Source organism: Nostoc sp. 2RC (assembly GCF_014222165.1).
GTDB lineage: Bacteria > Cyanobacteriota > Cyanobacteriia > Cyanobacteriales > Nostocaceae > Nostoc > Nostoc linckia.
The window spans coordinates 1-7,110 of sequence record NZ_JACKZU010000405.1; the positions used below are offsets into that span (position 1 = coordinate 1).

Here is a 7,110-nt window from a genome sequence, read left to right on the forward strand (position 1 = left end):
GGGAAAGGGGAAGGGGGAAGGGGGAAGGGGGAAAGGTTTGGTATTTTCCCTTTTCCCGGTTGGTGAGCTTGCCTACCCTGAGCTTTGTCGTTGGCGTTGGCGAAGCCTCTCGTAGAGAAGCCTCTCGTAGAGAAGGGTCGAATCATTAACCTTTTCCCTTTCCCCAGAGTACAAAAAACACTTTTGCACTCTTGTCTAATATGTTGTGGCTTATTGCACTCCATTTTCCTTGAACCAAGTCAAAAGGCGCTGCCAGCCTTCCTTTGCTTGTTTTTCGCGGTAGGAAGGACGATAATCGGCAAAAAAGGCGTGGGGTGCATCTGGGTAGACAATGATTTCAGATTTGCTACTGCTTGACTTGAGGCGATCGCGCATTTGCTCTACTGTATCTAAAGGAATACCCGTATCCTGGCCGCCATAAAGTCCGAGAACGGGAACTGTAAGTTTTGATGCAATATCAACGGGGTACTTTGGCTGAAGTTTAGTAGCATCACCTACGAGTCGCCCGTACCATGCTACACCCGCTTTCACCTTGGGATTGTGTGCAGCGTACAGCCAAGTGATGCGCCCACCCCAACAGAAGCCTGTAATTCCCAATTTATCGGCATTACCCTTAGCTGATTTCACAGCCCAGTCTACTGTGGCGTCGAGGTCGGATAACACTTGGGCATCTGGTACTTTGGCAACAACAGAGCGAATTTCGTCAATATTGCTTAATTTTGAAACATCACCTTGACGAACAAACAATTCTGGAGCGATGGCTAAATATCCTAACTTGGCAAAGCGGCGAGTGACATCCTGAATGTGTTCGTGTACGCCAAAGATTTCTTGAATTACTAAAACAATTGGGAAATTTTCACCAGTGGCGGGTACTGCTCTATAAGCAGGAATTTCGCCATCCTTGACAGGAATTTTCACTGCACCGGCTGTTAATCCCTTGGTATCAGTGGTGATGACTCCGGCAGAAATGGGTTGCACTGCCAAGGCAAAACCCGTCGCCAAGGTGGCTGTGGCGATAAATTTGCGGCGAGTTATTTCTCTCATATCTCTACCTTGAATTGGCGAAAACTTCTTTGTTTGCGTATCCGTAGAGTAATATAAAATAAATACTACACTTTGGCAATCAGCATACCGGAATATTGACTATATTTCCTACTTTAGTATTTTGAGTAACTTACACTGATAAATCAATAGCGATCGCCTGATTCGTCCTTCTAAAATACAAGTTTTCAAGTCGATTAATTCCTGTGTCATTTTTCACTGCCTACCGACTTTCCAATCTTCTCCACCTGGTAACTCAGTTAAAGTTTCAGCCACAACTGCTGGTAATTCTTTGGCTGAATAAGAATAAGTTAATGTCAAAAATTTCAAAGCAGCCTGAATAATTTGTTTTCTATCTACCATTTCAATCAGTTGAAATTCATTATATATTCCATTCATTACTTCCACACTGGCATCACGCACAGCTACTTCTATTTCATCTTCTAGATGAGAATCCCATTCTTCTAAATTTAGATAGTAAGACTTTTTATTTTCTTTAAGATTAAGTTTTTTTATTTCTAAAACTGAATTGCGAATAGAAGCTACCCAAGAATTTGTTAATTTCTGCTCTAGTTGGTTTTTAATTAAATGAATTAATAAAATTCTCAAATAAGCTTGTATATTACGCAGAATAGCTTGTTTACTCATGCCCTCTAATTCATCTACCATTGCCAAGGCATCTGTATAACGTCCTTCTAAGATACAAGTTCTGAGGTCTATTAATTCTTGTGTCATTTTGATTAACCTCAAAAATTCATCATGCTTATTTCAATATAACAATGCACTATTTTAGCCTTGCCACGCCAGTAGGGTGTGTTACGCCAAAGGCTAACGCACCGTTTAACGATTTAAGTGCGTTACGCTACACCATAAGTCACCCCTGATATTTTTTAATAAATCAAAACAAGAAAATTTCAATATTCTTAACATAAAATTAGGACTTACGCAAAAATCCCCTGCCTTTACGACTAAGTGAGCGTTCGCCGTTAGGCGTTGCCGCAGGCTAGCGATAGTTAGTCAGGCAGGGGAGTGTCTTAAACAAATAACTTCAAAAATCAAAGCATACTGCTATAAAATATCGCCAAGCCACAGGCAATCAGAGAACCAACAGTCAATCTGTTATTTTTAGAGATTAGCTTGATAGCACTTAATTTATATAGAGCGCAAAATATATGGGACAAGGTTTTTTGCAAATCGCCTTAACGCTGTGTATAGTTGTAGCGATTACTCCGGTCTTTGGAAGATACATAGCACGTGTTTTCTTGGGAGAAAGAACGCTACTTGATTTCTTAATGAACCCAATAGAGCGAAGTATATATGTACTAGCAGGTGTCCGCACAAAAGATGATATGACGGGCTGGCAGTATATCCGGGCTGTAATATGCACAAATCTGATAATGGGTATTTCAGTGTATTTACTGCTGTATTTTCAGAAATTTTTACCTTGGAATCCTAGTGGTTTTGGTAGGCCGAATTGGGATATATTGCTGCACACGACAATTTCCTTTTTAACGAATACCGACCAGCAACACTATGCTGGTGAGACAACCTTAAGTTATTTTAGTCAGGTATCCGCTTTAGGCTTTTTAATGTTTGCCTCCGCAGCCACTGGCTTAGCGGTGGGAATTGCCTTTATTCGGGGGTTGACGGGCAGAAGACTAGGTAACTTTTACGTAGATATTACCCGTGCCATTACACGAATATTACTACCAATATCAATTGTTGCCGCCATCGCCTTAGTTTTAGTGGGTGTACCGCAAACATTAGCTAAGACAATGGATGTGACAACCTTAGAAGGAGGAACCCAGTACATTGCCAGAGGCCCGGTGGCATCCTTTGAGGCCATTAAAATGTTGGGGGAAAATGGCGGTGGCTTTTTTGGCACAAATTCTGCCCATCCCTTTGAAAATCCCAATGGCGCTTCTAATTTAATTGAAGCGATCGCCATGATTGCCATCCCAGCAGCCTTGATTTACACTTATGGCGTGTTTGCTAATAACATCAAACAAGCATGGTTGCTTTTTTGGATGGTGTTTGGGGTTTTTGTATTTTTGGTTGGAGTTACAGCCATCGGAGAACTGCAAGGTAATCCCCTGGTAAACAGAACCATTGGACTAGAACAGCCGAGTTTAGAGGGTAAGGAAGTTAGATTTGGTTGGGCGCAAACGGCATTGTGGGCAGTGATGACCACCGCCACCATGTGTGGTGCTGTGAACGGAATGCACGATTCCCTAATGCCACAGGGAATATTTTCCACTCTTTTTAACTTATTTATCCAAGTTATCTGGGGTGGTCAAGGAACTGGAACAGCTTACTTATTTATTTACTTAATTCTCACCGTTTTTCTCACTGGGTTAATGGTGGGACGCACCCCAGAATTTTTAGGGCGCAAAATTGAAAAACGAGAAATCGTCCTTGCCAGCCTAGTGCTGTTAATTCACCCAATTGTAGTTTTAATTCCTAGCGCCATTGCCTTAGCTTATCCAATTTCCCTATCTGGAATTAGCAATCCTGGCTATCACGGCATTTCCCAAGTAGTTTATGAATTTGCCTCAGCCGGGGCAAATAATGGTTCTGGCTTAGAAGGATTGAAAGATAATAGCCTTTGGTGGAACATAAGTACTTTATTTAGCTTGATAGTAGGACGCTACATCCCCATGTTTGCCATCCTCCTGTTAGCAGACGGCATGTCTCGCAAACAACAAGTACAAGAAACTCCCGGTACCCTGAGAACTGATTCTTGGGTATTTATGGGCATCGCTGCTGGAGTAACCCTGATTTTGGGAGTCTTGACTTTCTTTCCGGTTCTAGCTTTAGGGCCCATAGCCGAAGGTTTGCAACTAGCCTCTGGTAGCTAGATTCACTTAGGAGTTAATAACTCCTAACTCCTAACTCCCAACTCCTCATTTTTAAGTTTATGAATAAAGCGGCAACTACCTCCAAAGCTAGACGCCCAAATTCTCGTCCTGGCGATCGCCGCCAAGCACGTAAAAAAGCTAGAGTAAATACTAAGTGGTTGTACTTAAGAGCAGTGCGAGATGCTTTTATTAAACTCAACCCTAAGTATGCAATTAAAAATCCAGTGATGTTTTTGGTTTGGGTGGGGACGATGGTCACTATATTGGTAACCGTCGATCCCAACTTATTTGGCCCAACTAACCAAAAGAACCCGCAACTGTTTAATGGTTTGTTATCAGGGATTTTATTTTTTACAGTTTGGTTTGCCAATTTTGCCGAAGCCATAGCCGAAGGACGAGGAAAAGCTCAAGCTGATGCCTTGCGGTCTACAAAATCAGAGACGATTGCTAAAAAACTCGCTGCTGATGGCACAGTGAGTGAAGTTTCATCCACTAGCCTGCAACAAGGTGATACCATCTACGTAGTTGCTGGCGATATTATACCCGCTGATGGTGAAGTGATCATGGGGGTGGCCTCTGTGGATGAATCGGCAATTACTGGGGAATCCGCACCAGTATTAAAAGAATCGGGTTCTGATGTTGCCAGTTCCGTCACAGGTGGAACGCGAATTATCTCCGATGAATTGATTATCCGCATTACATCTGACCCAGGTAAAGGCTTTATTGACCGGATGATTGCCTTAGTGGAAGGCGCGCAACGCAGCAAAACACCAAATGAAATTGCTTTGACGGTATTATTGGCTGTTCTCAGCTTAATATTTTTGTTTGTTGTGGCCACTTTGCCAGCACTTGCCTACTATGTCGATAGTCCTGTTAGCGTCCCAGTTTTGATTGCCCTATTAGTGGCATTGATCCCCACCACCATCGGTGGATTACTGAGTACCATCGGCATTGCCGGTATGGATCGAGTCGCGCAATTTAACGTCATTGCCACCTCAGGACGAGCCGTAGAAGCTTCTGGTGATGTCAACACTCTGGTTCTCGATAAGACGGGTACAATTACCCTTGGCAACCGTTTGGCAGAGGAATTTATCCCCATCAACGATCATACGATGGCGGAAATCGCCAGTGTTGCCTGGGCAGCTAGTGTATTTGATGATACCCCAGAAGGCAAATCCATTGTGCGACTCGCGGAAAAGTTAGGCGCAAGATTTGATTTTGACTCTAGTCAAGCCCAAGGAATTGATTTTTCTGCGAAAACACGCATGAGTGGTACAAACTTACCCGGTGGACACGAAGCCAGAAAGGGAGCAGTGGGAGCCATTAAAGGATTTGTTCGTTCCCGCAACGGACGCGATACTCCAGAATTAGATGCAGCCTACGAACGGGTTTCATTGTTGGGAGGTACACCCCTAGCAGTGAGCTTAGATAACGAAATCTACGGAGTTATTTATCTGAAAGATATTGTAAAACCTGGTATCCGCGATCGCTTTCTTGCACTCCGCCGTATGGGAGTTCGCACCGTCATGCTAACAGGGGATAACCGAATTACAGCCTCCGTCATTGCCAAAGAAGCCGGGGTGGATGACTTCATCGCCGAAGCCACACCAGAAGACAAAATCAACGTCATTCAACAAGAACAAACCGCAGGCAAAATAGTCGCCATGACAGGAGACGGAACTAACGATGCTCCTGCATTAGCTCAAGCAAACGTCGGCGTGGCAATGAACACAGGAACCCAAGCCGCAAAAGAAGCCGCCAACATGGTAGATTTGGACTCCGATCCCACAAAATTAATCGATATTGTCAGCATTGGTAAACAATTGCTGATTACTCGCGGCGCATTGACCACATTTTCCATCGCTAATGATGTTGCTAAATACTTTGCGATTATTCCAGTAATCTTTGTGGCTGCTAACCTCCAAAGTCTAAATATTATGAATTTAACTAGCCCAAATTCTGCTGTGTTATCGGCACTGATTTATAATGCTTTGATTATTCCAGCTTTGATTCCCCTAGCATTGAGGGGTGTACAGTTTAAACCTCTAACAGCTAATCAACTATTGCAACGCAACATCTTAATTTATGGTTTAGGTGGAGTAATAGCGCCATTTATCGCCATTAAGTTGATAGATATACTCATTACAGTTGTTGGGTTAGCTTAGTAACAGCAAAAGTACAGATGCTGGAAAAAGAGATGGGAAAAGGGTAAAGGTTAAAGGGGAAAGGGAAAACACAAAACCTTTCCCCCTTTCCTCTTAACCTTTTCGCGACTTATGCAACAAGTCTAGTCATCAGTCACCAACTTCAAGCACTAGTTTTTATTTATAGGAGTTCTCTAACATCTAAGACTCGCTATTTTTAGAATGCTGTGGTTGAATGTGGTAGTTCTCACAATAATTTATGCTGTTGACAGCATTCTATTTGGTAAAAGAATTAAAAATTAAAAATTAAAAGTTAATTTTAGGAGCAAGTAGAAAATTTATTATGGCTATTATTCGAGAAACAATCAGAGCAATTTTCATCACCCTCATGCTTTGGTTGTTGACTGCGCTGGTTTATCCTCTGGTAATCCTTGTAGTGGGTCAAGTTTTCTTCCCCTACCAAGCTAACGGCAGTATTATGCTGAATTTAAATAACGAACCAATTGGTTCAGCTTTGATTGGTCAAACTTTCACATCTGAGCGATATTTCTATTCTCGACCCAGTATAGTGAGATACAGCCAAGGAAGAAAAGCCAGACCCACTGGCATATCTGGAGCCAGCAATCTTGCTCCTAGTAATCCAGAGCTACTAAATCGGATTGTAGAGCAGTCAAATCAATTGCGAGACGAAAATCTGCAACCGATCGCTGATATTATTTACACCTCTGGTTCTGGTTTAGATCCCCATATTTCCTTCAAAGCAGCACGCCAGCAATTAGAACGAGTAGCCCGTGCCCGTGGAGTAGCAGAAGACGAAATTTTACGTCTAATTAATAAGTATACTGACGACAGATTTTTATGGATTTTTGGCGAACCAGGCGTCAACGTCCTGAGATTAAATTATGCTCTCGACCTGCAAGATCTTAATCGTCAGCAAAATTAGTAAATTGGTCATGGGGCATTGGGCATGGGGCATGAGGCTTTCTAGGAAGTGTGGGAGGTGTGGGAGGTGTGGGAGGTGTGGGAGGTGTGGGAGGTGTGGGAGGATGGTGAAGAAATTTTTCCCC

The 7,110-nt window shown here is 42.8% G+C and carries 5 protein-coding genes; 3 read left to right on the top strand and 2 right to left on the bottom strand.

Annotated features, from left to right (window positions below; genetic code table 11):
* Window positions 1–210: 210 nt before the first annotated feature.
* Together GNE10_RS29860 and GNE10_RS29865 are read right to left on the bottom strand one after the other, a co-directional pair.
* Entirely contained in the window at window positions 211–1,044 is an 834-nt protein-coding gene (locus GNE10_RS29860; protein ID WP_185569371.1) for a dienelactone hydrolase family protein, read from the bottom strand.
* Window positions 1,045–1,257: 213 nt separating this feature from the next.
* Window positions 1,258–1,776, bottom strand: a complete 519-nt coding sequence (locus GNE10_RS29865) for a DUF29 family protein (protein ID WP_185569373.1) — start codon at window positions 1,774–1,776, stop codon at window positions 1,258–1,260.
* Window positions 1,777–2,213: 437 nt separating this feature from the next.
* Between GNE10_RS29865 and kdpA the strand changes: the two genes are divergently transcribed.
* From kdpA to kdpC, 3 genes are all read left to right on the top strand, one after another.
* Window positions 2,214–3,899, top strand: a complete 1,686-nt coding sequence (gene kdpA / locus GNE10_RS29870; protein WP_185569375.1) for a potassium-transporting ATPase subunit KdpA — start codon at window positions 2,214–2,216, stop codon at window positions 3,897–3,899.
* A gap of 59 nt (window positions 3,900–3,958) precedes the next feature.
* Complete coding sequence (kdpB, locus tag GNE10_RS29875) at window positions 3,959–6,064, top strand: potassium-transporting ATPase subunit KdpB (protein WP_185569377.1); 2,106 nt, start codon at window positions 3,959–3,961, stop codon at window positions 6,062–6,064.
* Between the two features lie 322 nt (window positions 6,065–6,386).
* A complete protein-coding gene (gene kdpC, locus GNE10_RS29880; protein ID WP_185569379.1) occupies window positions 6,387–6,986 on the top strand; it encodes a K(+)-transporting ATPase subunit C in 600 nt (199 codons plus the stop codon).
* The last annotated feature ends 124 nt before the right edge of the window (window positions 6,987–7,110 follow it).

Coding starts and splice junctions, on each gene's coding strand:
- kdpA (WP_185569375.1), top strand. CDS start 2,214: ATGGGACAAGGTTTTTTGCAAATCGCCTTAACGCTGTGTATAGTTGTA.
- kdpB (WP_185569377.1), top strand. CDS start 3,959: ATGAATAAAGCGGCAACTACCTCCAAAGCTAGACGCCCAAATTCTCGT.
- GNE10_RS29865 (WP_185569373.1), bottom strand. CDS start 1,776: ATGACACAAGAATTAATAGACCTCAGAACTTGTATCTTAGAAGGACGT.
- GNE10_RS29860 (WP_185569371.1), bottom strand. CDS start 1,044: ATGAGAGAAATAACTCGCCGCAAATTTATCGCCACAGCCACCTTGGCG.
- kdpC (WP_185569379.1), top strand. CDS start 6,387: ATGGCTATTATTCGAGAAACAATCAGAGCAATTTTCATCACCCTCATG.